The organism is Streptomyces sp. NPDC019443, assembly GCF_044389785.1.
Lineage (GTDB): Bacteria > Actinomycetota > Actinomycetes > Streptomycetales > Streptomycetaceae > Streptomyces.
The window spans coordinates 350,154-377,028 of sequence record NZ_JBIRYJ010000004.1 but is presented as its reverse complement, the minus strand read 5'-3'; the positions used below and the strand labels follow the sequence as shown (position 1 = coordinate 377,028).

At 69.3% G+C, this 26,875-nt stretch carries 26 protein-coding genes and 1 pseudogene; 16 read left to right on the top strand and 11 right to left on the bottom strand.

What is annotated here, in order from left to right:
• Positions 1–47: 47 nt before the first annotated feature.
• Entirely contained in the window at positions 48–551 is a 504-nt protein-coding gene (locus ACH492_RS15870; RefSeq protein ID WP_398986808.1) for a DUF1203 domain-containing protein, read from the top strand.
• A 55-nt stretch (positions 552–606) separates the two neighbouring features.
• On the opposite strand, the gene ACH492_RS15865 is transcribed toward ACH492_RS15870, so the two are convergent.
• The gene (locus ACH492_RS15865; protein WP_398986806.1) at positions 607–2,139 is read right to left on the bottom strand and encodes a CehA/McbA family metallohydrolase; all 1,533 of its coding nucleotides are present in this window, start codon (positions 2,137–2,139) and stop codon (positions 607–609) included.
• 258 nt (positions 2,140–2,397) lie between these two features.
• On the opposite strand from ACH492_RS15865, the gene ACH492_RS15860 reads away from it, so the two are divergent.
• Entirely contained in the window at positions 2,398–3,225 is an 828-nt protein-coding gene (locus tag ACH492_RS15860) for an LLM class F420-dependent oxidoreductase (protein WP_398986804.1), read from the top strand.
• Between the two features lie 184 nt (positions 3,226–3,409).
• On the opposite strand, the gene ACH492_RS15855 is transcribed toward ACH492_RS15860, so the two are convergent.
• Together ACH492_RS15855 and ACH492_RS15850 are read right to left on the bottom strand one after the other, a co-directional pair.
• Positions 3,410–3,664, bottom strand: coding sequence for a DUF397 domain-containing protein (locus ACH492_RS15855; protein ID WP_398986802.1), 255 nt, complete (start codon positions 3,662–3,664; stop codon positions 3,410–3,412).
• Positions 3,661–4,515 (bottom strand): helix-turn-helix domain-containing protein, encoded by an 855-nt coding sequence (locus ACH492_RS15850; RefSeq protein WP_398986800.1) that lies wholly within the window; start codon positions 4,513–4,515, stop codon positions 3,661–3,663. The genes ACH492_RS15855 and ACH492_RS15850 overlap by 4 nt, the downstream gene beginning before the upstream one ends.
• A gap of 123 nt (positions 4,516–4,638) precedes the next feature.
• Between ACH492_RS15850 and ACH492_RS15845 the strand changes: the two genes are divergently transcribed.
• A complete protein-coding gene (locus ACH492_RS15845; protein ID WP_398986798.1) occupies positions 4,639–5,055 on the top strand; it encodes an ATP-binding protein in 417 nt (138 codons plus the stop codon).
• Positions 5,056–5,134: 79 nt separating this feature from the next.
• Here the strand turns inward: ACH492_RS15845 and ACH492_RS15840 are convergent, their stop codons facing one another.
• The 6 genes from ACH492_RS15840 to dhaM form a co-directional block, all read right to left on the bottom strand.
• A complete protein-coding gene (locus ACH492_RS15840; protein WP_175257980.1) occupies positions 5,135–5,728 on the bottom strand; it encodes an NAD(P)H-dependent oxidoreductase in 594 nt (197 codons plus the stop codon).
• Between the two features lie 410 nt (positions 5,729–6,138).
• Positions 6,139–7,113: an aldo/keto reductase gene (locus ACH492_RS15835; RefSeq protein ID WP_398986796.1), complete on the bottom strand. Its 975-nt coding sequence runs from the start codon at positions 7,111–7,113 to the stop codon at positions 6,139–6,141.
• 114 nt (positions 7,114–7,227) lie between these two features.
• On the bottom strand, positions 7,228–7,446 hold the full coding sequence (locus tag ACH492_RS15830; RefSeq protein WP_398986794.1) for a hypothetical protein: 219 nt from the start codon (positions 7,444–7,446) through the stop codon (positions 7,228–7,230).
• 96 nt (positions 7,447–7,542) lie between these two features.
• A complete protein-coding gene (locus ACH492_RS15825; RefSeq protein ID WP_398986792.1) occupies positions 7,543–8,031 on the bottom strand; it encodes an ATP-binding protein in 489 nt (162 codons plus the stop codon).
• Positions 8,032–8,108: 77 nt separating this feature from the next.
• Complete coding sequence (locus ACH492_RS15820) at positions 8,109–8,402, bottom strand: HPr family phosphocarrier protein (RefSeq protein ID WP_108150580.1); 294 nt, start codon at positions 8,400–8,402, stop codon at positions 8,109–8,111.
• Complete coding sequence (gene dhaM, locus ACH492_RS15815) at positions 8,386–8,778, bottom strand: dihydroxyacetone kinase phosphoryl donor subunit DhaM (protein ID WP_175260553.1); 393 nt, start codon at positions 8,776–8,778, stop codon at positions 8,386–8,388. The genes ACH492_RS15820 and dhaM overlap by 17 nt, the downstream gene beginning before the upstream one ends.
• Positions 8,779–8,838: 60 nt before the next feature.
• Between dhaM and ACH492_RS15810 the strand changes: the two genes are divergently transcribed.
• The 9 genes from ACH492_RS15810 (at position 8,839) to ACH492_RS15770 (ending at position 18,921) form a co-directional block, all read left to right on the top strand.
• Positions 8,839–9,615, top strand: coding sequence for an IclR family transcriptional regulator (locus tag ACH492_RS15810; protein ID WP_398986789.1), 777 nt, complete (start codon positions 8,839–8,841; stop codon positions 9,613–9,615).
• Between the two features lie 379 nt (positions 9,616–9,994).
• Entirely contained in the window at positions 9,995–10,771 is a 777-nt protein-coding gene (locus ACH492_RS15805) for an MIP/aquaporin family protein (protein WP_398986787.1), read from the top strand.
• Positions 10,768–11,766, top strand: a complete 999-nt coding sequence (gene dhaK, locus ACH492_RS15800; RefSeq protein ID WP_398986785.1) for a dihydroxyacetone kinase subunit DhaK — start codon at positions 10,768–10,770, stop codon at positions 11,764–11,766. The genes ACH492_RS15805 and dhaK (ACH492_RS15800) overlap by 4 nt, the downstream gene beginning before the upstream one ends.
• Before the next feature lie 134 nt (positions 11,767–11,900).
• The gene (gene dhaL / locus ACH492_RS15795) at positions 11,901–12,539 is read left to right on the top strand and encodes a dihydroxyacetone kinase subunit DhaL (protein ID WP_398986783.1); all 639 of its coding nucleotides are present in this window, start codon (positions 11,901–11,903) and stop codon (positions 12,537–12,539) included.
• Complete coding sequence (locus ACH492_RS15790) at positions 12,536–14,221, top strand: phosphoenolpyruvate--protein phosphotransferase (RefSeq protein ID WP_398986781.1); 1,686 nt, start codon at positions 12,536–12,538, stop codon at positions 14,219–14,221. Before dhaL (ACH492_RS15795) ends, ACH492_RS15790 begins: the two co-directional genes overlap by 4 nt.
• 172 nt (positions 14,222–14,393) lie before the next feature.
• Complete coding sequence (dhaK, locus tag ACH492_RS15785) at positions 14,394–15,386, top strand: dihydroxyacetone kinase subunit DhaK (protein WP_398986779.1); 993 nt, start codon at positions 14,394–14,396, stop codon at positions 15,384–15,386.
• A 46-nt stretch (positions 15,387–15,432) separates the two neighbouring features.
• A complete protein-coding gene (dhaL, locus tag ACH492_RS15780) occupies positions 15,433–16,101 on the top strand; it encodes a dihydroxyacetone kinase subunit DhaL (protein ID WP_398986777.1) in 669 nt (222 codons plus the stop codon).
• A gap of 442 nt (positions 16,102–16,543) precedes the next feature.
• On the top strand, positions 16,544–18,577 hold the full coding sequence (locus ACH492_RS15775; protein WP_398986775.1) for a nitrate- and nitrite sensing domain-containing protein: 2,034 nt from the start codon (positions 16,544–16,546) through the stop codon (positions 18,575–18,577).
• Positions 18,475–18,921 (top strand): class I SAM-dependent methyltransferase, encoded by a 447-nt coding sequence (locus tag ACH492_RS15770; protein WP_398987344.1) that lies wholly within the window; start codon positions 18,475–18,477, stop codon positions 18,919–18,921. Before ACH492_RS15775 ends, ACH492_RS15770 begins: the two co-directional genes overlap by 103 nt.
• A gap of 41 nt (positions 18,922–18,962) precedes the next feature.
• Here the strand turns inward: ACH492_RS15770 and ACH492_RS15765 are convergent, their stop codons facing one another.
• Positions 18,963–19,364 (bottom strand): hypothetical protein, encoded by a 402-nt coding sequence (locus ACH492_RS15765; protein ID WP_398986773.1) that lies wholly within the window; start codon positions 19,362–19,364, stop codon positions 18,963–18,965.
• Between the two features lie 157 nt (positions 19,365–19,521).
• Positions 19,522–22,162, bottom strand: a pseudogene (locus ACH492_RS15760) (putative T7SS-secreted protein); the annotation flags it as partial.
• A 143-nt stretch (positions 22,163–22,305) separates the two neighbouring features.
• On the opposite strand from ACH492_RS15760, the gene ACH492_RS15755 reads away from it, so the two are divergent.
• The 4 genes from ACH492_RS15755 to ACH492_RS15740 all read left to right on the top strand — a co-directional run bounded on the left by ACH492_RS15755 (position 22,306) and on the right by ACH492_RS15740 (position 26,875).
• Positions 22,306–23,217: a hypothetical protein gene (locus ACH492_RS15755; RefSeq protein WP_398986771.1), complete on the top strand. Its 912-nt coding sequence runs from the start codon at positions 22,306–22,308 to the stop codon at positions 23,215–23,217.
• On the top strand, positions 23,214–23,780 hold the full coding sequence (locus ACH492_RS15750; RefSeq protein WP_398986769.1) for a Uma2 family endonuclease: 567 nt from the start codon (positions 23,214–23,216) through the stop codon (positions 23,778–23,780). The genes ACH492_RS15755 and ACH492_RS15750 overlap by 4 nt, the downstream gene beginning before the upstream one ends.
• A gap of 77 nt (positions 23,781–23,857) precedes the next feature.
• On the top strand, positions 23,858–24,205 hold the full coding sequence (locus ACH492_RS15745; RefSeq protein ID WP_398986767.1) for a hypothetical protein: 348 nt from the start codon (positions 23,858–23,860) through the stop codon (positions 24,203–24,205).
• Positions 24,206–24,238: 33 nt separating this feature from the next.
• Positions 24,239–26,875 (top strand): bifunctional FO biosynthesis protein CofGH, encoded by a 2,637-nt coding sequence (locus ACH492_RS15740; RefSeq protein WP_398986765.1) that lies wholly within the window; start codon positions 24,239–24,241, stop codon positions 26,873–26,875.

Here is a 26,875-nt window from a genome sequence, read left to right as displayed (position 1 = left end):
TCCGTTTCCCGCCGGAAGCGCGACGCCTCGCGCGCCACGCTGATGGCATGACATCGACTCTCTGGACCGCCCGCCCCATCGAGCCCGCCGCTCTCAAGCAGCTCCGCGACACCGACGACGCGGGCCGGCCCTGCGTCCCGTACACCGACACCGAGGGCGGCGCACCCCTGCGCTGCTGTCTGCGGCCGAGCGGGATCGGGGAGCGGATCGCGCTCGTCTCGTACGCGCCGCTGCGGCGATGGGCCGCCGAGACGTGGGCCAGGCCCGGAGCGTACGACGAGCAGGGGCCCGTCTTCATCCATGCCGAGGAGTGCGCGGGGCCGGGGGAGCGGGACGGTTACCCCTTCGCCCGTGCCGGGGCCCTGCGGACGCTGCGGCGCTACGACGCAGAAGGCCACATCGTGGGCGGCCGCCTCCTGGAGATTCCGGAGACGGCCACCGAAGGGTTCGACGCGGCGTTCGCGGAAGCCTTTGCCGATCCCGAGGTGGTCCTCGTACATGTCAGGGCTGTGGAGTACGGCTGCTTCCACTTCGAGGTGCGCCGCCTTTGAGGGTGTTTCGATCCGCCGGGTTTCCCGATACTCCCTCGGCCACGCCCTTACTCCCTCAGCTTCCGAGGAAGACCGGGTTCGTGAACGCCGCCAGTGGGCCCGGCAGTCCCGGCACCACCGGCGCGTGCCGCACCTCCGCCCGTACGTACGCCGCGTACGACGCCGTCGTCCCCCACTCCACCGTGCCCGTTCCCGACGCCGGCAGCGCCACCGTGTGCAGCACGCCCTGATCGGTCACGATGCGGGCCGAGCAGTTCGGCGCGCCGCTGACCTCCAGGCGTACCGTCACCGGGTCGTCGGCGTCGACGCGCAGCCGTTCGCCGATGCCCGCGTGCTGGCCGTGTCCCGCCGCCACCGAGAAGGACAGCGACACCGCGGAGGACTCGGCGACGTACGAGCGTCCCGCCCGGATGCCGTCCAGGATCGCCTCGCGGGACAGCTCATCGGCCAGGACCACGGTCTGCGGCGTGCCGACCGGGTCCGGGTGGCGGTGCGCGTCGCTGTTGCCCATCGCCGGGGTCCAGGGCTTCCCGGAGCGTACGGAGGCGACCAGCGTGTTGTCCCAGGCCTGCAGCGAGACCTCGTCGTCGGGGGTGTACGCGCCGTTCCACACCTCCACCGCGTCCGCCTCGCCGAAGCCGAACTTCCAGTTGCAGCCGATGCAGGTGGCGTGCGGGTGGGCCGGGACGACCAGGCCGCCGGAGCGCCTGATCTCGCGGGCGTAGCGGCCGAAACGGTTGTCGCGTGCCCGGTAGCGCCAGTCGACGAAGGTCCCGGGGTCGGTGCCGAGCGCGACGACGTGGCCGTTGCGTGTCGTCACCTCCTCGCCGGTGAGGATCAGCAGGTCGTCGCCCCACTGTCCCTGCCACGCCCGGTGCGCCGCATGGGTGTTGTGCTCGGACGTGTTGATGAAGTCGAGCCCGGCGTCGCGGGCGAGCGCGGCGATCTCGGCCGGGGTGCGCTTGCCGTCCGAGTACCAGGAGTGCAGATGGCAGTCGCCGCGGTACCAGGCGCGGCCACGCCCCTTGGCCCGCTCCGGCGGGTAGACCGGCTTGGGGGTCTTGCCGGGCGCGCCGTACCGGAGCGTGATGGTGACTTCGTACGCGAGACCCTGCGGCGAGACCGTGTACGGGCCCAGCGCGATGTACCAGGTGCCGGCCCGTACCGGGCCCGGGATGTAGCCCGGCGTCGCCTCGTCCGCGCGGATGAAGAACTCGGTTCGCGCCCCGCCCGACCAGCCGCGGAAGCCGTCCCCGCCGAGCTCCGTGCCGCGCTCGTCGAAAATGCCGATGTCGAGGGCGTTGCCCTGGGTGCCGGCCGGGACGACGGGGCGCTCGTAGGTGTACGCGACGTGGATCTCGCGTACACCTCGCGGGACCTCGACCGGCAGATACACGAAGTCGGGGGAGCCGGGCGGCAGCGTGCCGCGTACGACCTCGGTCTGCCCGTCGCTCTGGCCGGCCTGTCCGTCGCTGTTCGGTGCCGCGTTCGCGAAGCTCACAGTGCCCAACGTAAGCGCCGCAGCCGCTCCCGTCACGAGCAGGCCGCGTCTGTCCATGGCGTGTTCTGTGTGTCCGTCGTTGCACATGCCGTCGGCTCCCCAGGCTGGTGAGAGGGACAGAAGTGGTGTACTCAAACCCTCGTATTGAGCCGTGAACTGCCGTGCAAGGGAAGGGGGGTGGCAGGGGGCGGGGCGATGGCCGGACAGTGCTTGGCCTGGACTCGGCGTGTGCTCGGCGTGCACTCGGCGGCCGCTTTTGGCCTGCACCCGGCGTGTACTCGGCATCTGGCGTGGGACGGCGTACCTTAGGCCCGCCACCAGCGCCGACGATGACGGAGGAGCCTCATGAGGATCTCGACGACGATCTTCCTCACGGACGAGACGATCACGCCCGTACGGCTGGCCCGGGAGCTGGAGGAGCGTGGCTTCGGCGGGCTCTACCTGCCGGAACACACCCATATCCCGGTGGAGCGCGCGACCCCGTACCCCGCGGGCGGCGAGCTGCCGCCCGAGTACGGCCGCACCCTGGATCCTTTCGTCGCCCTCGGCCAGGCCGCGGCGGTCACGTCGAGCCTCGGCCTGGGCACCGGCATCACGCTGGTTGCCCAGCACGACCCGATCGATCTGGCCAAGCAGATCGCGACCCTCGACCATCTGTCGGGTGGGCGGTTCACGCTCGGCGTCGGCTTTGGCTGGAACAAGGAGGAGGCCGCGGACCACGGCGTGGAGTGGGCGACGCGGCGCGAGCTGGGGCGGGAGCGGATGGCGCTGATGCGGGCGCTGTGGGCGGCCGAACCGACCACGTACAGAGGCGAGTTCGGGGCTGTGCGGGCGTCGTACGCGTACCCGAAGCCCGCGGGCGGCGCGCCGCGCACGCTGATCGGCGGGGCGGCCGGTCCGAAGCTCTTCTCGCACATCGCGGAGTACGCGGACGGCTGGCTCCCGATCGGCGGGCGTGGCCTGACGGAGTCGGTGCCGGTGCTGCGCGAGGTGTGGGAGAAGGCGGGGCGTGACCCGGGCACCTTGCAGGTCGTTCCGTACGCGGTCCTGCCGAGCCCCGGGAAGCTGGCGCACTACGCGGAACTGGGCGTGGAGGAGGTCGTGCTGCAGCTGCCGCCGGCGGGGGAGGCGGAGGTGCTGGGGGTGCTGGACGAGTACGCGCAGTACGTGTGACCCCCGGCCGGCCCGGGCGCCTGCACGGTGGGCGCCCGGGACGCGGCGGCGCTGTTGGCGGCGAGCAGGACGGCAGCGGGGAGCGCGGCGGCGGCCAGCGTGGCGACGGCGATCAGGCGTGATGTCTTCATGCACCCGAGCCTGCCGACCAGGCCCGACGGGGTGCCGAAGACACGCACGGGCCTCAGCCGGTCGGGTGCCGCCGGGCGTAGGAGACGAAGGCGGACCAGGTGGCGGGGGTGAGGGCGAGCTGGGGGCCCTCGGTGACCTTGGAGTCCCGGACGTGGATGGCGGCGGGGCAGGTGGCGACCTCGACGCAGGCGCCGCCTTCAGCATCGCTGTAACTGGACTTGCGCCAGGCGACGGCGACCTCGACGCACGATCCGCCCTCGCCGCCGCTGTGGCTGGACTTGAACCAGTGAAGCTGCTCGGTGCTCATCGTTCTCCCAGCATTTTCTCGATCAGGGACAGGGTTTCCCGGGCGTTGAGAGCCTGCGACCGAAGGATGCCATAGCGGGCGGTGATGAGCCGGACCTCTTCCGTATCGGTGATCAGGCGGGGGTATCCCTGGACCTCCGTGTAAGCCACCTGTTGACGGGCCTTGGCCGTGAGCAGGGTGAACACCCCATCTACGTTGGGGTGTTCCTCGCGATCGGTCGGCATGATCTGAAGCTCCACGGTCCGGAGTCGTCCGATGCGCAGCAACTGCTGCAACTGGGCCTCGTGAACAGCGGGTCCTCCGATCGGCCGCTGGATCGCGGCTTCCTCCAGGATGAAACTGCACGTTGGTGCCGGCCAGCGCTCGAACATCTGCTGACGGGCAAGCCGGTCGGCCACGCGTTTCTCGATGGTCTCCCCGTCCAGCAATGGGCGCCGCTGGGAGAAGATCGCCCGTGCGTAGTCTTCGGTCTGCAGAAGCCCGTGCACGACCTGGTTGCTGTAATCGTGCAGCTCGATGGCTTCCGCCTCCAGCTTGGCGTAGTCGCGGTACCACTCGGGGTGCCGCGTCCGTGCCTTCTTCTGCGCCTCCCGCACGTCCTCGACTGCCGCCCTCAGCACGCCCCCGGCACCCAGCAACTCATCAGCACGCACCAGGAAATCGGGCTGCGGAGTCCGTACACCCCGCTCCATCGAGGAGATCAGGTCCTCTCCGCAATGCGCTGCAATCCCCAGCTCCCGCTGGCTCATCACAGCGTTCTCCCGCAGCACCTTGATCTGCTTGCCGAGAGCGCTGAAGAGATGCGCCGTGCCGTCCACTTCAGCCGGCCGCTCCGGCCGCTCTTCCGTCATGCCGTACCGCTTTCTCGGTCACGGCCGACGTCCCGTACAGCCCGCCATCCGTACCCGTACAGTTACCCAGCGTCGCGATTTCACTCCTGGTCAGGGTACGGCGAACCGGCCACGCTCAGTGACATGAAGGCCGAAATCACTCTCCCCACCGCCGAGTTCACGCAGCGGTTCAGCGCCACCCGCCGCGGCGCCCGCCTCGCTCGGCGCCTTGCCCTGCACCAGCTCGACGCGTGGGGCATTCCGTACGGCAGCGACCTCTACGACTCGACCGCGGTGATCGTCGCCGAGCTGGCGGCGAACGCGGTCACGCACGGCCGCGTCCCCGGCCGAGACTTCGAGCTGCGCCTGACCCTCGCCCCGACGGCCCTCCGTATCGAGGTCTCGGACCCGCGCGGGGAGCGCGAACCGGAGCCGCGGCAGTCGGCGCCGGAGGCCGAGGACGGCCGTGGACTTCAACTCGTCGAGGCGCTCGCCATGTCCTGGGGCACGAGGGAACGAGTGATCGGCAAGACGGTCTGGGCGGAACTGGTGGTGTCATGAGGGTGCTGTGGGCGCCGGGCGAGGGCGGCGGTACCTCGGAAGCACACGCGAAGCTGCACAGCGCTCCGCACGCCACGGTTCATGCCAACAGCGCGGCGGCTTGCCGGCGTGCCTGGTCCAGCCAGGCCGCGCGTACTTCGTCGCTGGAATCGGTGACCGTACGGAAGACGATGCGGCGTACGTCGGTAACTCCTACGTACGGCAGGACACACGCCGACCAGATCCTTTGCAGTGGATCGCCGAACTCGCTCTCTTCACGGTCGGCGGGAGTGTCGGAGGTGTTCAGGACGAGGGCCCTCCCGGCCTTCAGGAGTCCCGCGGGCTCCCCCTGCGCGGTACCCAGTTTGTAGGCGACGCCGGGCGCGAGTACGCGCTGCACCCAGCCCGTAAGGACAGCGGGTGGCATACCCCACCAGTTCGGGTGGACGAACACCATGGCATCAAGGGTGGCCACCTCTGTCCGGTGCAGCGCCACCTGCGCGTCGTGGGCGTACTGCGCTGACTGGACCGTGCCCGTCTCATCGGCGGACAGCAGCGGTGCGAATCCTTCAGCGCAGAGGTCATGGGCGATTGTCTGGCACCCTCGCCCGCGCAGCTCCTCCACCACGGCATCGAACACAGCGTGGTTGAAGCTCCCCGGCCTCGGGTGTGCGAGGTACACCCCTATACGCATTTGGTCGTCCCCCAGTCGTCACGAGCCGTCGTCGGCCACCGATCCGTATGTGCGTGTGCATCCGCTCCGCCACACGGCTGATCGTCATTATCGGTGAACCACTGTTGACGGGAGCCGCTTTCGCGATCACGGCGGAACCAGAGGCCGTCTCGCAGCCGACCCACCACGGTCCGAACCGCGGCCGGGATAGCGGCATGAGCGAGAGCTTGGGGAGCTGTTCCGGCGGGGGTAGTCGGCGGTTTCGGGTCTCAGCGGCAGCGTGGCTGCCACCTCGGGCACGTGCTGCTGACAACGATCCATCCGGCGATCGGGCCGACCCGCGCTGACTTCGACGCCCTGACTGGGCTGCCGGCAGCCGGCAGGGTCCGAGCGCCGCCCGGACCTCCCGCGGGGCGCAGCGGGTCTGGCGCTCAGGTCCAGGGGAGTGCGGCTCGCTCACGCCAGTAGTCGGACGGTTTCTCCGCCATGTCGGCCAGGCGGCCCAGTTGTTCGTCATCGAGGTCGACGACCGCCGCGTGCAGGTTCGAGGACAGGTGCACGGCCGTCGCGGCGCCCGAGAGGACCATCGATGCCCAGGGTTTGTGCAGGACCATGGCCAGCGCGACCGCGTCACAGCCCAGGCCGGTCTGTTCGGCGATCTCCCGGAGCGCGGCCGGGGCGTGCGGCGCGGCAAGGCGTCCGTTGGCCATGGCCTCCTTGACGATGACGCTAACGCCCGAGTCGTGGGCCTCGGCGAGCGCGGGCCCGGCCGAGGTCTCGAGAACGTTGTAGGTGCTCTGCACCGTACGGAACAGCGGCTTGTCGTCGACCGTGACGGCGAGGGCCGCCCGGATCGTCTCGGCCTGGGAGGGGCCGCTGGTGGTGAAGCCCACGCTCACTCCGCTCTCGGCGGCGAACTGGGCAAGTCTGGTGTGGAGTTCCTTGTCGGAGAGGGCAGGGCTGTCGGGCGTGACGGAGTGGATCTGGTACAGGTCGAGCCGGTCCTCCAGCAGCGCGGCCGTCTCGGCGCGCTGCTCCTCGAAGGTGCTGACGCTGTGGTCCTTGGCCTCGTGGACGTCGGCGTCGGTGCGCCAGTCCGCCGTGTACCGGTATCCCCACTTGCTGCCGACGACCAGGTCGTCGATGTCGGGTCGCCGGGCCAGCCAGTCGGCGAGGAACTCCTCGGAGCGGCCGTAGGAGCGGGCCACGTCCACGTAGCGGACGCCCTGGGCATAGGCGGCGTCCAGCAGTTCGTGCGTCCGGCGGCGCAGGGCCTCGACACTGCGCTCGGCCGGCAGATCGGCGTCCCTCCCGAGGTTGATGTACCCGGGGCGGCCTACAGCCGCAAGGCCGAGGCCGATGTGGGCGGTGGGGGTCGTCGCGGCTGCTAGGCGGGCGAAGGGCATCGCTCACTCCCGGGCTTCTGGGGTGCTCGTCGGCTGTGGGTGGGGGTTTGGGGGTTGAGGTCAGGGGCTGGGCGTCTCGGCTCCCGAGTCGTCGGGGTATCGGGGGGCACCGGTTCAACCACCGTACTCGCGCGCTTCACCGGTATCGCTCCATGCTGCGCGGCACAGCTCGGCTGCCACCTCCTCGGTGTACAGGACGGCGGCCGGCCAGGCCCTGGCGAAAGACCCGGTGTCGGTGACCAGCAGTCTGCCGAAGGTGTCCTGGCCCCGCTCGGCGGCGGTGCGGAGGAGCTCGTCGAGCCAGCTCCGCGGCGGTGGTGAGACCCGCGGCACAGCGGTGCGGCGCCCGGGGTGCCTTCGGCGCCCGCCGGCCCTAGGGTGCGACGGACAGCATGAAGTCCGGCCGTTCCTGTCCGCGCCGGGAGGTCCTCAAGGGCTTGCAGCCGCAGCACATCCGGTGTGGCCGGACGCCACGTGGAGGTCCGCCCATCGGGTGATTCTGTGGAGGTGATGGGATACGCCGTGCCGCACGGAGAGGGCGGCGATGATGCCGGTCCCGCGGCCGTGTTCCTCATATTCCGCAGAGTGCGGGCTGTCGGGTGATGGGCACGGCCGGGGCAGGGGCCCAGCGTCTGTGACCTCGATGCGGAGGCCGCGACGGCCGCCGATCACGAGCATCGACAGCCGCAGCACTGCTGGGGGCAGTGCGTGGGCGATCGCGTTGGTGATCAGTTCGGAGATCACCAGGAGGGCGTCGTCGGCTGTCTCCGTGGGCAGGGCCCAGTGGGCCAGGACTGTGCGTGCGCGGCGGCGCACGGCGGAGAGGCTCTCAGGGATGTGCGGCAGCGGGCAGATGTGCTCGGTCCGTGGGGGCAGGTCCACGTCGATGTCGGACGTGGGCATGGCCGGGGTGGTCATCCTCGGCCACCTCCACTCGTCTCGGATCCTCATGGCGGAATCGGCGGCTCGTTCGGTGCGGTGGGCCGGGCGCCGGGTTATTCGGCGGTGGCGAGGATGTCGGTCAGTGCCGTGACGGCTTGTTCTGCGTCGGGGCCTTCGGCGCGTACGGTCACGGTGCTGCCGGCGGTGGCGCCCAGCGCCATCACGGCGAGGACGCCAGTCGGGTTGACGGTCCGGCCACTGTGCTCCAGCTGTATGGCACTGGTGAATCCGGCTGCGGCGCGGGCGAGTTGGCCTGCTGGGCGGGCGTGCAGGTTGGCGGGCAGGACAACGGCGATTTCGTGACTCGCCGTGGTCGTGGTGGTGGTGGTCTCAGAGCTTGAGGACATTGCGGGCCTCCTTGGCGGCGGTGACGACGGTCTGCAGGTCAGCGCCGGATGCGGCGGTGACGACGGCTGCGACGGCTCCTTCGACGAAGGGCGCGTCGACGATCGTGACGTCGGTGCGGGGATGGTCTTCCATGACGGTGCGGGCGGTCAGGACGGAGCTGCCGAGGTCGGGAAGGACGACGACGCCGGCTCCGCGGTCGGCTTGCTGGATGGCGGCGAGGACGAGGTCGTAGCTCGTGCCGATCCGGCCGTCGTCGGTTCCTCCGGCAGTGGCGAGGGGGACTGTGTCGGAGCCGATCTGCTCTACCAGCAGGCGAAGGCCAGCGGCGAGCTCGGCGCTGTGGGACACGAGTACGATGCCGACAGGGTTGCTCATGAACAACCACGCTATATCTCAGAACGCTGTTCATCAATACTGAACGAGGAGAATTCTTCGATGGTGCAAGCGGTTCATCGGGCGGTGCAGATCTTGCGGGAGCTCGCATCCACTGGGCCCCGACTGGGTGTGACCGAGCTGGCCGACCGCTTGGGCGTGGCCAAACCCACCGTCCATGCGCTGCTGCGAACGCTGGAGCGCGAGGGGCTGGTGGTGCAGGACCGGGACAGCTCCAAGTACCAGCTCGGCCCGCACCTGGTACAGCTGGGCAACGCCTACTTGGACACCCAGGAGCTGCGGACCCGCTCACTGACCTGGGCGGACCAGCTTGCCACCCGGGCGAACGAGGCGGTGTGGGTGGCCGTGCTCACCGGCGACCACGTCCTGGTGGTGCACCACGCCTTCCGGCCGGAGGGTGCCGTGCAGATCCTCGAGGTGGGAGCCAGCATCCCGTGGAGCACCTGCGCCCTGGGCAAGGCCGTCGTGGCCTTCGCCCCGACCTCCGAGCGGGAGCGGCTGCTCGCGGGCGACCCGGCAGTGCTCACCGGCGCCAGCATCACCGACCCGCAGGAGCTCGCCGGCCAGCTGAAGGAGATCCCCAGGACGGGGTACGCGATCGAGGATCAGGAGTCCGCCATCGGGGACGCGGGTATCGCATCGCCCGTCTTCGACCGCTCCGGCGAGGTGGTCGGCGCCATCGGCATCGTCGGCCCCGTCGAGCGGCTGCTGGCCGAATCGGCACGTCAGGAGCTCGCGGTCGCGGTCCGGGAGACCGCCCGCAACCTCTCCCGTGACCTGGGTGCCCCTCGGGGGGCCGCCCGCATGCCCGGCCCCTGACCCGCCCGCCCCGCAATCACCAGCCTCGCGGGCACCTGACCTGCACACTCCGCATTCACCCGCAGCTCGGCGGCGGCGCCTCCGACCCCGCCACCTGCCGCTCTGCCCAGGCCCCTCGGCGCATCGCCGTGGGGCCTTTCCCGTGCCCGTAGTGCCCGATAGTGGCCGAACCTCTTGACAGGTCTGAAACGCGGGCTTAACTTCCGGAACAACGTTCATCCATAGTGAACGTCTTGCCGGATTCCGCTGGTTATCCGGTTCCCCTGAGCCGGCCGCCAGGTGCCCGACCCCTGACCACCTGGCGGCCACCTCCCTTCATAGCCCGCTCCACGCGGAGGAGGTGAGACGCCCAAGCTGCCGCTCGGCGCTGGGCGCCATCATGGAAGAAAACTCTTACTCACAGAAGCTTGTGGCCGAGATGCTGGGCACCGCGGTGCTGGTGTTCATCGGTGTCGGTTCGGTCCCCGCAACGCTCATCGTCGGTGGCGACGCCCCGTTCACCATGGCGCAGTTGGGAATGATCTCGCTGGCCTTCGCCACCGCCGTCATCGCCATGGTCTACGCGATCGGCCATATCTCCGGCTGCCAGATCAACCCGGCCATCACCCTGGCGCTCGCCGCCACGAAGAAGATGCCCTGGCGGGACGTCCCCGGCTACATCGCGGCCCAGGTGGCCGGTGCGGTGCTGGGCGCGCTTGCGATCGTCGGAGTGCTGGGGAAGAAGGCGGTCGACGTCGGCCTCGGTATCGCCGCCTACGGCACCGGTGTCGGCGCCGGCCAGGCCTTCTTCGCCGAAGCCATCGGCACGTTCATCCTCGCGTTCGTCGTCTTCGGGGCCATCGACCGGCGCGCGGCCGGCGGCTTCGCCGGTCTGGCCATCGGCCTCGGCGTGTTCGCGATCATCATTCCTGTGGCGCCCGCCACCGCGGCGTCCATCAACCCGGCCAGGACGCTCGGCCCGATGATCACCGGCGAGCTCTTCAACGGCACGGTCCACTGGGACCAGTTGCCCGTCTACCTGGCCGCCGAGGTGATCGGCGCCCTCGCCGCCGGCCTCCTCTACACCGCCCTCAATGCCCACCGCACAGCAGCCGCCGCAACAGCAGCCGAGAACCGGGCCGCCCAGCCGGCCTCTGCCGAAGGAGCCCTGTCATGAAGAAGCTCATCAACGCCCCCGAGGCGGTGCTGGAGGAGGCCCTGGCCGGCATCACCGCCGCCCACCCCGAACTGAAAGTCGACGCGGAGAACAAGGTGATCGCCCGCGCGGACGGCACCAGGACGGGCAAGGTGGCCCTGATCTCCGGCGGTGGTTCCGGGCACGAGCCCTTGCACGGCGGTTTCGTGGGACTGGGCATGCTGGACGCGGCCTGTCCCGGGGAGGTGTTCACCTCGCCCGTACCCGGCCAGATGCTGACCGCCGCGCAGGCCGTCAACGGCGGCGCGGGCGTGCTGTTCATCGTGAAGAACTACACCGGTGACGTCCTCAACTTCCAGATGGCCGCTGAACTGGCCACCGAGGAAGGCATCACGGTGGAGACCGTGCTGGTCGACGATGACGTCGCCGTCCAGGACTCCACCTGGACCGCGGGGCGCCGGGGCACCGGAGCCACCGTCTTCGTCGAGAAGATCGCCGGCGCTCTCGCCGAGAAGGGCGCCGATCTCGCCGCGGTGGCGGAGATGGGTAAGCGGGTCAACGCCGCCTCCCGGTCCTTCGCTGTGGCGCTGACCGCCTGTACCACCCCCGCTTCGGGCAAGCCGGGCTTCGACCTGCCGGAGGACGAGGTGGAGGTCGGCGTCGGCATCCATGGCGAACCCGGACGCAGCAGGGAAAAGCTCCGGCCGGCCAAGGAGATCGTGGCCACTGCCCTGGACGCGATCCTGGCCGACCAGCCGCTCTTCGCAGGGGACGAGACCATCGTCATGGTCAACGGCCTGGGCGGCACACCGCTTATCGAGTTGTATGTGGTCTTCAACGACGTCGCGGCCGCCCTGGCGGACAAGGGCGTCGTCATCGCCCGCAACCTCGTCGGGAACTACGTGACCAGCCTGGACATGGCTGGTGTTTCCATCACCGTGTGCAAGGCCGATGCCGACATGCTGTCCCTGTGGGACGCACCCGTGAACACCCCAGCCCTGCGCTGGGGCGCCTGAACCGAGCCGGGGGCGGGGCCGCGCGATACGCGAGGGCCGGGCGGGATCCTTCCCGCGCCAGCTCGCCCGGACCGCACCCCCGCATCCGCCCCCGCCCCCGGCTCACCCAACCGTGAACCTGCCACGCACCGACCATGAACGGAGATTCCGTGGACACCGACCTCGCCCGCACGTGGGTGCAGGCCATTGCCGCCGCCGTGGACAAGCACAAGGACCACCTCACTCAGCTCGACTCGGCCATCGGCGACGCCGACCACGGCGTCAACATGAAACGCGGCTTCTCCGCCGTCACCACGGCCCTGGCCGATTACAAGCCGGACACCGTCGGGGCCGTGCTGGTCAAAACAGGCACCACCCTGATCTCCAGCGTCGGGGGCGCCTCCGGCCCGCTCTACGGCGGCGCGTTCCGCGCCATGGGCAAGACCCTTGACGCACCCACCGCCGACACGCAGCAGTTCGCCACCGCACTCGCCGCCGGCCTGGAGAGTGTCCAGAAGCTCGGCGCGGCCGCACCCGGCGACAAGACCATGATCGACGCCTACGCTCCCGCGCTGGCCGTCTTCCAGCGGTACGCCGGTGCCGGAGCCGACTTCGCCGCCGCGGCCCTGGCCGCCGCCGACGCTGCCGCGGAGGGCATGCGCGCGACCACCCCCATGCAGGCACGCAAGGGCCGTGCCTCCTACCTCGGCGCCCGCAGCATCGGCCACCAGGACCCGGGAGCCACGTCCACCGCCCTGATCTTCCGCGCACTCGCCGAGGTGGTGGCCCGATGACCAACCGCCGCACCTACGCCGGGCATACCGCCGCACCCGGAATAGCCTTGGGGTTCCTCCACCGCACCGACCGCCCGCCCACCAGCACCGCGCTCCCCCACCGCACCAGTGGCGACCCCGCACCGCAGATCACCGACGCCTTCGACGCCATCGCCACCCGCCTGCTTGCCCTGTCCACCTCCCTGCGCGAACAGGGCAAGGACGAACAGGCCGACATCATGGATGTCAACAGCTACATCGCGCAGGACCACGATCTGCGCGACCAGGCCATCAAACGAGCGCACCAAGGGCAGCCGGCAGCCGTCGCCGTCCGGCAGGCCATCGACACCTACGCCGCAGTCATCGCCGCCCTGGACGACCCCACCCTCGCCGAACGCGCCGCCGACGTACGGCAGGTCGGCCGCCGCGTCCTGGCTCACCTGCACGGCGACACGGGCCCCGCGCCCGACCAGCCCCTCGTCCTGGTCGCGCACGAGATCGGCGCGGCGGACCTGCTGGAACCCGGCCAGACGGTCACCGCCGCCATCTCCGTCACCGGCGGCCCGAACTCCCACGCCGCGATCGTCGCCCGCTCACAGGGCATCCCCCTCCTCCTGGCCGTCGACCCCCAGCTGCTCGGCCTGCCGGACGGGCAGGAGATCCTGCTCGACGCCGAACGGGCCACCGCGGTCGCCCACCCCGACGACAACGAACGGGCAACCGCGCTCCACGCCATGGACGCAGCCCGCACCCGCAGGCTCGCGCTCGCCGAAGGGCGCCACCTGCCCGCCCGCACACTCGACCACCACCCCATGGTGCTCCGGGCCAACGTGGCGACCCCGTCCGACGCCCGCGCAGCCCTCGCGGCCAACGCCGAGGGTGTCGGCCTGCTCCGCACCGAGCTGCCCTTCCTCAACCACCCCGCCTGGCCCACCCGCAACCAGCACGCGGCCACCCTCGTCCCCGTCCTGCGCGCACTCGCCGGACAGACCGTCACCGCCCGCACCCTGGACTTCGCCGACGACAAACTGCCGCCGTTCCTGTCCAGCCTCCAGGGCGCGCGGATCGGCCGCGGTCTGCCGCTCATGCTGGCCCAACCGGACGCCTTCGCCGATCAGTTCCGCAGCCTGCTCGGCGCGGGAGCAGAGACCGATCTGCGCATCATGATCCCGATGGTCGCGAGCATCGACGAACTCCGTGCCTGTCGACGCCTTCTCCAGGCCGCAGCCGACGAAGCCGGCGTCCCGACTCCGCCGCTGGGAATCATGGTGGAGCTTCCCGAAGCCGTCGCCGCGGCCGACGACCTCGCCCGCGAGGCGGCGTTCCTGTCCATCGGCAGCAATGACCTCACCTGCCAGATCCTGGGCCTGGACCGGCGCGACCCCGCTGCCTCCCCCGCCATGGCGGCACACCCCGCCGTACTCCACGCCATCGCCCAGGTCGTCACCGCCGCCCACCGCCACAATCGTCAGGTCTCCGTCTGCGGCGACGCCGCAGCCGACCCCCTCGTCACTCCCCTCCTCATCGGTCTGGGCTGCGACAGCCTCTCCGTGGCACCAGCCGCCCTCGACGAGGTCCGCGCCCGCATCCGCCGCCTGCGCCATGACACCTGCGCCTCCCTGGCGGCCATCGCGCTCACCCGCGAAACCCCCGAAGAGGTCTGGCGACTCGTCGAGCAGTGCTGCCAGCCGTCGCTGCCCTGACCCGACCCGCGCACATGGCGCGATCAGTCGAGCGTGGGCGGGTCCGATCCGAGGCCGGCCCATCAATGGACATGTGTGACGCGCAAGGTGACGCCCTGACGAAACCCACTGATCTATGCCACGTGATGGATTTCTGCCGACGTCCTTATCCAGTCGAGAAGGGGCCTGAACCGTGAAGAAGCTCATCAACTCGCCCGACGAGGTGCTTGCCGATGCTCTCGTCGGCGTGGCCGCCGCGCACCCCTCACTGATGGTCAACACGTCCGACCGCTACATCATCCGCGCGGGCGGGCCAACCGCTGGGAAGGTCGGCCTGGTGTCAGGTGGCGGGTCCGGGCACGAGCCGCTGCACGGCGGGTTCGTCGGCTACGGGATGCTGGATGCGGCCTGTCCTGGTGAGGTGTTCACCTCTCCCGTGCCGGACCAGATCCTCGCCGCCACGCGGGCCGTTGACGGCGGGGCGGGGGTGCTGCACATCGTGAAGAACTACACCGGCGACGTGCTGAACTTCCAGATGGCCGCCGACTTGGCCGCCGACGACGGCGTGCAGGTGGAGGGCGTCGTGGTCAATGACGATGTCGCCGTGGAGAACAGTACGTGGACGGCCGGCCGACGGGGTACCGGGGCGACCGTGTTCGTGGAGAAGATCGTCGGTGCGGCTGCCGAGCTTGGCGCGGACCTGGCCTCGGCTGCGGCTTGGGGCCGGGAGGTCAACGACCGGTCCCGTTCGTTCGGGGTGGCGCTCACGCCGTGCACGGTGCCCGCGGCGGGCAAGCCCGGTTTCGAGCTGGGCGAGGACGAGATCGAGTTGGGCGTCGGCATCCACGGCGAGCCCGGTCGCGCCCGCGGCAGGCTCGTCTCCGCCAAGGAGATCGTCGGTGTCGCGTTGGACGCCATCCACGCCGACATGCCGCTCTCGGGCGAAGTGCTCGTGATGGTCAACGGCCTGGGTGGCACCCCGCTTCTTGAGCTGTACGTGGTGTATGCCGCGGTTGCCGAGTGGCTCGCCGACCATGGCGTGTGGATCACCCGCAACCTGGTCGGCAACTACATCACCAGCCTGGACATGGCCGGTTGCACGATCACGGTGTGCCGGCTCACGCCGCAGCTCACCTATCTGTGGGATGCCCCCGTCGAGACCCCCGCGCTGCGCTGGGGACGCTGAACGGCCTCGGACACCGCGACGGACACCACGAGGGAGAAGGACGACAATGGACGCGAGCATGTTCCGGGCCTGGATCCAGGAGGCGGCCCGACTGGTGGTCGACAACACCGATCATCTGACCCGCCTCGACTCCGCTGTCGGCGACGCCGACCACGGCATCAACATGCGCCGTGGCCTGCAAGCGGCGGTGGCAATGCTGGATGAAACCAACCCGTCCACCCCCGGTGCGGTGCTCGCCACCGTCGGCCGGGCACTGATCAGCAAGACCGGCGGCGCCTCGGGACCGCTGTACGGCACCGGGTTCCGGCAGGCCGCGCGGACCCTGGGCGAGGAACCCGATGTGTCTGCGGCACAACTTGGGGCGGCCTTGACGGCTGCCCTCACAGGCATCCAGCGGATCGGCGCGGCACTCGAGGGCGACAAAACGATGATCGACGCCCTCAGCCCGGCCGTGACCGCCTACCAGGCCGTCATCGACACCGGCGGCGACCTGAGCAACGCCACCCGCGCGGCATTCAACGCCGCCGTGCGGGGCCTGAAGCAGACCGTGGGCATGCAGGCCCGGAAGGGCCGCGCGAGCTATCTCGGCGCCCGCACCATCGGTCACGAGGACCCCGGCGCGGCGTCGACCGTGCTCATCCTGTCCGCCCTCGCGACCGTCACCGCGGCGAGCGGGCGGAGGAGCGAGTGGCCAGGCACAGGGGCGGCGTCATGAACGTGGTGTCCGGCCGGTGGGCCAGCACGGGGGTGGCTCCCGACACCGCCGACGAAGTGGTTGCGATCTTGAACAGCTCCGAGACCGACGCGTAATTCGCTGCCCCAGGCACCTGCCAGGGGACTCACGAGGCCATGGCCTCGTTCAGCGACGTCACGACAAGCGCACTCGCGCGATGAGTGGAGCGTCCGCGATGCGTGCACGCGCCCCTGAATCGCGCACGTTCAATGGCGGGAAGAAGGTGCGAGGGCAAGTGCAAACACAACCCGCGGTGCATCGCCACGGCACGGAACCGGTGCAGACGCCCCAGGCGAGAGGCAACGGTTCCGACAACGGCAGTACCGAGCCGGGCAATACCGATCCGGGCCCCGCGCGTGCAGGTGGAGGGCGTCGCCCGTACAGGGGCAGCAACCAGGCGGAGTTCGCCCCGAGTAACTGGAGTGTGCGTACCCAGCTGGTGGCTGTGGTGCTCATCCCGATCATCACCACGCTCGTACTCGGCGGTCTGCGGATCGGCTCGGCCGTGCAGAACGCACAGGACGTCAACAACGTCCGCCAGCTCGTTCGTACCGTCGACAAGGGCACGGGGCTGTTGGAGGAGCTTGAGGACGAACGCGATCTCACCGCGCTCTACGTTGCGGCCGGGCGTACGGGCGACACGAGCCAGCTGGACACTCAGCGCTCCCAGGTCGACGCGGCGCTCGCCCGGGTCCGTGCCGAGGCCGCCCATGTCCACCGCGGGACGAACCCCGTCCTGGCCACCCGGCTCGCGGTGCTCAACGCCTTTGGCGGGAAGGTGGCGTCACTGCGCCACACGGTAGCCCACTCGAAAATGCGCTTGCTGCCCGTGGTCAACGCACACACGGCGTTGATCGCCGAGCTCACCGACGCCCTTGACCTTCTCACGCCGGACATCGCCCACCAGACCCTTGCCGTGAGGGCCGGTGAGCTCGAGACCTTCGCACAGGCCACGGAGGCAGCCTCCCGGCAACGCGCGCTGCTCGGCGGGGTGCTGACCCAGGGACACTTCGATTCGAAGGAAGCCCAGGGCCTGACCCTCGCCGGCCGGCAGCAACAGGCGTTGATCGGCGAGTTCCGGTCCGCTGCGCCGCCGGCCCAGCGTCAGTTCTACGAGCGCACCGTCACCGGAAGGGACGTCAACAAGACTGAGGTGCTCCAGAAACAGGTGCTCGCCCGGCAGGGCACCAGCCGCCTCCGCCTCGACGCCGACGAGTGGTTCGACACCATGACGAGCAAGCTCGAGCTGATGCGTCTGGTCGAGAAGCGGCTCGTCGGATCGGTCGAAGACGAGAGCTCGCGCGAGCAGCACCAGGCCGAGCGCTCAGTGTTCATCGCCTCGCTGGTCGTGCTGTTGATCCTCCTGCTCACGTTCGGTGTGACGCACGTCGTCATGCAATCGATTGTCGGCCCGCTGCACACCCTGCACGCCTCCGCGCTCGATATCACGGAACGCCGCCTGCCCGAGGTGGTCCGGCTGTTGCGGGGCTCCAGCGACACACAACTGGAGGCCATCAAGGTCGAGCCCGCGGGCATCAACTCGGTCGACGAGATCGGCCGTGTCGCCCAGGCGTTCGACGAAGTCCATCGCGACTCCGTACGGCTGACGTTCGAGCAAGCGCAACTGCGAGGCCGCATCAACGCGATGTTCGTCAACCTCTCGCAGCGCAGCCAGTACCTCGTGGAACGGCAGCTGGAGCTGATCGACCATCTGGAGAACGGCGAGCAGGACCCCGACCTGCTCGCCAGCCTCTTCAAGCTCGACCACCTGGCCACCCGCATGCGCCGCAATGGGGAGAACCTACTCGTCCTCGCGGGCGAGGAGGCGGGCCGCCGCTGGAGCGCCCCAGTCCGGCTCGTGGATGTCCTCCGGGCCGCCACCAGTGAGGTCGAGCAGTACCAGCGTGTGCAGCTACGCGGATTGGTAACCGCGGACGTCGACGGCCGGGCAGTGAACGACATCGTTCACCTCGTCGCGGAGCTGCTGGAGAACGCGGCCACGTTCTCCTCGCCGGACACCGAGGTGCGCGTCACGAGCCAGCTGCTGTCCGGCGGCGGCGCGAAGGTCGAAATCCAGGACAGCGGCATCGGCATGACCACAAAGGACCTGGAGGAGGCCAACGAGAGGCTCCTGAACCCGCCAGTTGTCGACGTCTCGGTGGCGCGGCGCATGGGTGTGTTCGTCGTCGGCCAGCTCTCCGGCCGCCATGGCATCCGCGTCCAGCTCCGCAGGTCATCCCCCCGCGGCATCACAGCAGTGGTCATGCTGCCCCAGAACCTGGTCCGGGAACACGGAAATCACATGGATCCCCCCGGACTGTCAGCCAGGTACAACCCCGAAGGACGCCTCACCGGCTGGCGCAACTACGACACAATCGAGCAAATCGACGAGAGCACGTCGACCAAACGTGCGCACCGGGCACGCCGTCAGGGCGCCCGCTCGGCCGGCAAGGAGTAACCGCTGTCGCGACCCTCGCCCAGCCGCGGGGGTCGCAGTCTCGCGTCCTGGATGTCGCCTCTGGCCGCGGCACCACTGCAATCCTGCTCGCCGACATCTGCGGGGTACGGGTGGACGGCGTCGACTACTCCGCCGCCAACACTGCCCTCGCCCAAGGAGCGGCGCAGGCCGCGGGGGTTGCGAAACGGGCCGTGTTCGTCACGGGCGATGCCGAACAACTGCCCTACACGGACAGTCGTAGCGACGGGCCGACTGCACGTCGTCGGCTGTGTCGACGGCAGCCCGTGTCCTGCGCCCCGGCGGCCGCCTCGGCGTCATCAGATTCGGCAACCCTGCGAAAATAGACGAGCGAGGCCACCAATCACCCTCCAAAGGTTGGAGGCTGCTAAACGGCGTCCTCGTACCAGTTATCGCGGAGGTCGATGACTTGGTCCCGGAGAACGTCTCTTCTGGGATCGTCAGGGTGAGAGGAACAATGCTCGATGAGATTCTCTAGTTCCTCACGAAGCTCAGGATCACCATCCTGCATCCTGTCAATCTTGGGTTCTACGATGAGGGCTAGATAGTCCTTTAGTAGATCGCGCAGAGAATCTGGTGCAGCATCGAGGGGAGGGTACTCCCACTCTTGAACCAGGTAGTCAACAGGATCTTGCAGAATCCATCCAGAGTAAATTTGGTCGACGAATGCGAGGGAAAGCGAAGGGGTGACCCCTAGTCGAATTACGCCTCCCCCTCGTGTGGCAAGCGCCTCATGGGCGCAAACCAAGTAGGTTCCGTCGTTGCTCACCCAGCGAGCGTCTGTCGGCGGGGAGGTGAAATTCTCCGGTTTGAGTGCACGGAGGCCGCCACGCCGTTCGTGGGTATTCAGCCATGGTTCGAACCCGGCTCTAGATTCTGTCTCGGGCACCTGGAGGACCAGGCCAGCGAGTACACTGCCCGACGTCGTCGAAGTCGGTCTCGGATATGAGTCGGCCGGCCGCGTCGTACTCGTAGTTCCAGGCCAGCCCCTGAGGATTGGTGACCTGGGTCAGCTTGAGATTGGTGTCGTGGCTGAACTCGTACCGCACACCGTCCGGCCCAGTACGCGCCACCAGCAGGTCGAAGTCCGCGTACTCGAAGGTGGAGACCCCGCCCATGGCATCGGTGTGGGAGAGGCAGTTGCCTTCGCCGTCATAGACCCAGGACTGCTCGCTGCCGTCCGGCTCGACGTGATGGGCGACCTTGCCCTCTACGGTCCATTCCAGGCGTGATACAGCACCGAGGGCGTCGGTGATGGTGAGCGGGCGGCCGAAGGCGTCCCGCTCGTACCGCGTCGTCGCCCCCAATGGATCGGTGATCTCGATGGGGAGTCCCGACCTGTCGGAGCGCACTCGGGTGGTGTGGCCCAGCGCGTCCGTCACCGATGTGAGGTGTCCCGCCTCGTCGTACGAGAACCGCGTCGTTGCACCCGACGCATCGGTGACCGACGTGCGGTTGCCGCGTTCGTCACACGTCTGGCGGGCGACCGTCCCGTCCGCGCTGGTAACGCGTACCGGTAGTCCAAGCTCGTTGTAATCCGCGTACAGCTCTCGACCGTCGGGGCGGATGATCTCGGTCGGTCGACCCCGCTCGTCGTACGTGTAGCGGCTGACGTGCCCGAGCGGATCGGTCGCCGACAGCACCCGGTTGTAGCGGTCGCGCTCGAAGCGGGTGACGGCCCCCGTCGCGTCGATCTCGGCTACGACCTGGACCCGTTCGTTGATGAGGTAGCGGTTGGTGTGGCCAAGCCCGTCAGTGACCGAGGTGATGCGCAGGCCGCTTTCCCGGTCAGTGTCGTCCCAGGTGAAACGGGATTCGAGGTGCCCGTTCGCACCGGATCGGAACGTACAACGGTCGCGGTCGTCGTAGACGTAGTCGAAATGGCTGCCGTTGGTGTCGGTCCAGGACGTGATGCGGCCGTGCTCGTCATAGCCGAAGCCCATTGGGCGGCCGGAGGAGTTGGTGACCTCGGTGAGGTGGCCTCCGGTGTAGCCGTAGCGGAGGATCTCCTGGTCGGTGCCGTCCGGGGCCGCTCCCGCCAGCTGCAGGGCGGCTATGCGGCCCTCGCTGGTGGCGAGCTTCAGGTGGTAGCCGCCGTGGTGCACGATCGACGTCGGTGCCCCGGCCTCGTCGTACTCGAAGGTGATCCAGCGGCCGTTGCGGTCATCGATCTGTACGAGCAGCGCCAACTCGGCGTGGCGAAGTGCCAGACGCGGCCGGTGTCGGGGTCGGTGACCGTGTAGTCCCAGTCGGTGTCGCGGTCGAGCGGCCAGCGGCGGCCGTGCGTGGGCATGACGGGAACACCGGGCGCCGGATGCGGATACGCGAGCAGGCTGCCGTCGTCGCAGACGAACACCACACCCTCGGAGTCGATCTCCAGGCGCTGGTCGACCGTGCTCGCCCAGGTCGGGCCGAACCAGCCGCCCGCGCGGTACGACGACTCGAAAGTGCGCTGGAACACGAGCGGAAGCGAACCCGGCAGTGCGATGTCCGTCTGCGGCAGGACCATCCGGCCAGTCGCGACATCGACCGGGTCCTTCTCACACGTCCGCTCGGTGCACTTGCGCCCGGTACCGTCGGGATCGTCATCGTGGCCACCGCGGCCCTTGCCCTTCGGGGCGTCGCCGAGGCCCTTCGCACCGGCGCGGATGCCGCCGCGGACGACTCCCGCGCCCTTCGTACCGAGCAATTCGGGGAGCAGGCGGCCTCCGAACTCGCCGGGGTCACTCTTGAGTCCCACGCGCCCTTGAGTGCCCGGTCGGGGTGGGCCACCGTCGTGGCCAGCCCGGCCAGGGTCGTGTTCACACCCTTCCAGTACTCGGCCGGGTGCGTGAGGTTGTAGCCGTCGATCGGGTTCACGCTGCGGACGAAGTTGACGAGTCCGGCCGTGCCCTTGACCACGCCGGCCGCGACGTGCGTCATCTCGACACCCTGCGCGACGCCGTAGTCGGCCAGGTCGAACTTCGCCCGATCCAGCCCAGTCGGCTCCTTCGGAGCGTGCGCCAGCGCCGCCGCTACCGCCTTCTTCGCGGTGTCCGCCGCCTCGTTGCGCTGCCGCCGGGCCTCGGTCAGGATCTCCTGCGCGCGATCCCGCTCGCCCTTGCCCGGGTCGGAGAAGGGGTCCGTCTTTGGCAACGGATCGGAGCCGTTGCGCGCAGCGTTGTAGGCGTCGACCTTCTTGTTGTACGAGTCGACCGCGTTCTCCGAGGACTCCTTGCCCTTCTTGTAGAGGGCGATCGCCTCCTTCGCCTGACCCTGCGCCCACGTGACCGTCTTTGAGTACGTCTCCAGCGCCTTCGCCGCATCCTCGAAGGCGTCCGACGCATGCAGCCAGTCGGTGGGCAGCGTGGAGAACTTGTCGCGGAACGCCTCGGCCGCCTCGCCCTTCCAGTGGCTGGAGTCCAGCTGCTTCATGCCCTGGCCGACGTTGTTGAACGCGGTCTTGAAGTCCCGAAGGTTCTTCACACTCGCGGCGATCTTGCCTGTGTTGCCATGGAGGCTTCGAGTCCCGAGCTCTCTTTGCAAGGAATGGTTGGTGGATTGATCCCACCCACCCACCCAACTCGCGCCATGCCCACAAGGGTTGACTTTCGGTGTTCAAGTTGCCACGCGCTGTCATATGCCTCTAGCGATCGCAGCAATAAACAACCCCGACCGGTGTTACCAGCACCAGCCGGGGTCTGACCTCCAAGATCGAACAGGACGATCTCGTGGCTTACATCAACTCTAACTGCGCCCTGCCCACGCCCGCACACCCCATGGCCAGCCCGGGCTACGGCAAGCGCCCCGCGCCCGATCAGTCCCCGCGCCACAGCGGCGACTTCGCACATCTGCCCAAGCGGGAAGCGGCCGTCGCCGCCTTCATCGACCGCCTCGCCGAGGGCGCGGCGATGGACCACAAGACCCTTGCCAAACACATCGCCGACTATGGGCAGGCGGCTATCCGCAGCGCGCTCAAGGCACTTACGAACGCAGGCCATCTGCGCCGGATCAAGGAGCAGGTAGTCCGCGACGACGGGGTGCGCTGGGTGACGCGTACGTACTGGTCGCGTACCGCGCGCAGTGCCGCCTGGTGGCAGGAGTTCTGCCAGAGCGTAAGAGGCGTGATGCTCGACGCTCCGGACGATGCCCCGGACGACGAGCCGGCCGCCGCCGAGCCCGCACCGGAGCGCACCACGGCTTACCGAACCCTCGCTGCCCTCGGCCGTACCGACTCCCGGATGACCCTCTCCGCCGCCGACTGCGAGCGGCTGGAACCCCTCGCCGCGTCCTGGCTGGAGTACGGCGCGAGCGTGAAGCACCTGATCCACGCGCTCACCGCCGGACTGCCCGTCCTGGTCCACAACCCGGCGGGGATCGCGAAACGACGACTGGAGGACAAGATGCCGCCCAAGCCCGCCCGCGAGCCCGAGACCGTACTGCGCAGTGTCATGGTCTGCATGTTCTGCGACACGACCGAGGAGGACGAGCCGCTGATCAACGGCATGTGCGAGGCCTGCCGCAGCGAGGACGAGGAGGACATCCCGGCCACCTTCCTCCCCGGCCCCCGCCCGGCGGACGTGGCCGCGCACGCCGACGCCGCACGCATCGCCGCCGGGCTGCCCCCGAGGAGTCGCGCATGAGCATGCGGCCTCAGATGTCCATCGACGAGTACGAGGAACTCGCCCGTCGTTCGCCAGAGTTGGTGCGGCTGGAGTTCGTCCAGGGAAAGGTCCAGGTCAAGTCGGTGCCGGACGGTGTCCACGGAGCCATCATGATGTGGCTCCTCGAACTGTGCATGCAGCACCGCCCCGATCATCGCCTCTACCCCGAGCAGGGTCTGAAGGTCGAGGAGTCTCGCGGGGGGCGGGCCCGTCCGGACGGGGCTCTCGCGCTCATCGACCACTTCGTGCCGCAGGGCGAGTGGGCGGCGCCCGACGGCGTCCTGATGACCGTCGAGGTCACCTCGCGCGATGCGGACACCGACCGGCGTGACCGCGTCGAGAAGCCCGGCGGCTACGCGGAGGCAGGTATCCCCGTCTACCTCCTCATCGACCGCGACACCTGCTCGGTTACCGTCCATGCCGAGCCCGAGGGCGGTTCCTACCGCAGCATCACCACCCGCCCCTTCGGTGCCGTCGTCGAGCTCCCCGACCCGGTCGGGATCACGCTGGAGACAGAGAAGCTCAAGGACTTCGCCGACTGATGCCGTGAAGCGAGGCGAGTACGTGAATGAGTTGATGAACGGATCTCGGGCGGGGCTGCCTGTGGCGAACTGGAGGCATGAATGATGCTCCACCCCTCCACGGCCAGGACACTGATCGGCGATGGCGCCGTCGGGCCCGTATCGGGCTGCTGACGCTCTTCCCGACCGCGGTTGTCGCGTGGCTGTCCGTCCTGATGTCTGAACGGTTCGCGCGCTGTATCAGCTACCGCGAAGAGTGCGTCGTCGGCTACAACATCCTGGCCGGCGTGGCGTGGTACGCGTTCTGGGGGAGTGCCGCAGCCGGAGTCGCGGCGATGGTCGTGACCTCCTCGGCCGACTGGGCGAGGCGCTCGCGGAAATCGCTCGTCCTCACCCAGCTCATGCTGCAGATCACCGCTGCGACTGCAATCGTCGCCCAGGCGTGATGGGCCCGGAGCCTCCGCTCGTATGCTCGATCCATGACGGATCACCAGCCCGGACGACCTGGACGGCCCACCGAGAACGCCATGCGCCGCGCCCTCAAGCGGGCCAGGGACGGCGTCGCCCTCGACACCGCCGAGGCGGCCGTGCTGCTGCAGGCGCGCGGGGAGGACCTCAAGGATCTCGCCGCGTCCGCCGCGCGCGTGCGGGATGCCGGGCTGCAGGCCGCGGGGCGGCCCGGGGTCATCACGTACTCGAAGAGCGTGTTCATTCCGCTGACCAGACTCTGCCGCGACAAGTGCCACTACTGCACCTTCGCCACCGTGCCCGGCAAGCTGCGCCGGGCACGGGCTACGGAGGGGGCACCTCCCGGACGGAGTCTGGGGGCGTTCATGTCGCCGGACGAGGTCCTCGACATCGCCCGGCGCGGTGCCGCACTGGGCTGCAAGGAAGCGCTGATCACGCTCGGCGACAAGCCCGAGGACCGCTGGCCCGAGGCGCGTGAGTGGCTCGAGGCCGAGGGCTACGACGACACCATCGCGTACGTACGGGCCATGGCGATCCGCATCCTGGAGGAGACCGGGCTGCTCCCGCACCTCAACCCGGGGGTCATGACCTGGACCGACTTCCAGCGGCTCAAGCCGGTCGCGCCGTCCATGGGCATGATGCTGGAGACCACGGCGACCCGGCTGTGGAGCGAGCCCGGCGGGCCGCACTACGGGTCTGTGGACAAGGAGCCGGCCGTGCGGCTGCGCGTGCTGGAGGACGCCGGGCGCAGTTCCGTGCCGTTCACCAGCGGGCTGCTGATCGGGATCGGCGAGACGTACGAGGAGCGGGCGGATTCGCTGTTCGCGCTGCGCCGCATCTCCCGTGCCTACCACGGCATCCAGGAACTCATCATGCAGAACTTCCGCGCCAAGCCGGACACGGCGATGCGCGGTATGCCGGACGCCGAGCTGGACGAGCTCGTCGCCACCGTCGCCGTCGCGCGCCACATCATGGGGCCGTCCGCGTGTCTGCAGGCGCCGCCGAACCTGGTGGCGGGCGAGTATGCGCGGCTCATCGGCGCCGGCATCGACGACTGGGGCGGGGTTTCGCCCGTCACCATCGACCATGTGAATCCGGAGCGGCCCTGGCCGCAGATCGAGCAGCTCGCCGAGGAGTCGGCAAAGGCCGGTTTTGAGCTGAGCGAACGGCTTTGCGTGTACCCGGAGTTCGTGCAGCGCGGCGAGCCCTGGCTCGATCCCCGGCTGCTTCCCCACGTCCGCGCGCTCGTCGACGAAGAGACCGGGCTGGCCCGCGAGGACGCCGTCGTCGAGGGCCATCCCTGGCAGGAGCCGGACGAAGGTTTCACCGCCTCGGGCAGGACGGACCTTCACCGGACCATCGACACCGAAGGCCGTACCTCCGACCGCCGCGACGACTTCGACGACGTGTACGGCGACTGGGACGCGCTGCGCGAGGCCGCCGTGCCCGGCATGGTGCCCTCCCGTATCGACACCGATGTGAAAGCCGCGCTCAAGCAGGCCGCCGACGATCCGACCAGGCTGACGGACGACGAGGCCCTGGCCCTGCTGCACGCGGACGGCCCCGCGCTCGACGCGCTCACGCGGATCGCGGACGAGCTGCGCCGCGACACGGTCGGCGACGACGTCACGTACATTGTCACGCGCAACATCAACTTCACCAACGTCTGCTACACCGGCTGCCGTTTCTGCGCGTTCGCGCAGCGGCGTACGGACGCCGACGCGTACACCCTCTCCCTCGACCAGGTCGCCGACCGGGCCGCGCAGGCGTGGGACGTCGGCGCGGTCGAGGTGTGTATGCAGGGCGGCATCCATCCCGACCTGCCGGGCACGGCGTACTTCGACATCGCCCGCGCAGTGAAGGAGCGCGTGCCGGGCATGCATGTGCACGCGTTCTCGCCGATGGAGGTCGTCAACGGCGCGTCGCGGACCGGCCTTTCGATCCGTGAGTGGCTGACTGCCGCAAAGGAGGCCGGACTCGATTCCATCCCCGGGACCGCCGCCGAGATCCTCGACGACGAGGTCCGCTGGATCCTCACCAAGGGCAAGCTGCCCACCGCGACCTGGATCGAGGTCGTCAAGACCGCGCACGAGCTGGGCCTCCGGTCGTCCTCGACGATGATGTACGGGCATGTGGACCAGCCCCGGCACTGGCTCGGCCACCTCCGCACGCTCGCCGGGATCCAGCAGGCCGCACTGGATTCTGGGCGGCAAGGCTTCACGGAGTTCGTGACGCTGCCCTTCATTCATACGAACGCGCCTGTGTATCTGGCGGGGATCGCGCGGCCGGGGCCGACCACGCGGGACAACCGCGCCGTCACCGCCATGGCCCGCGTCCTCCTCCACCCCCACATCACCAACATCCAGACCAGCTGGGTGAAGCTGGGGGCGGAGGGCGCGGCCGAGATGCTCCGCTCCGGGGCCAACGATCTCGGCGGCACGCTGATGGAGGAGACCATCTCCCGGATGGCGGGGTCCAGTTACGGCTCGTACCGCTCCGTACAGGACCTGATCGCCATCGCGGAGGCGGCAGGCAGGCCGGCCAGGCCGCGTACGACTCTGTACGGCGAGGTCCCCCAGGAGCGGGTGCGTGCCGCCGCCGCGTCCGACGGACATCTGCCCGAGCTGCTGCCGCTGCTGCCAGACTGA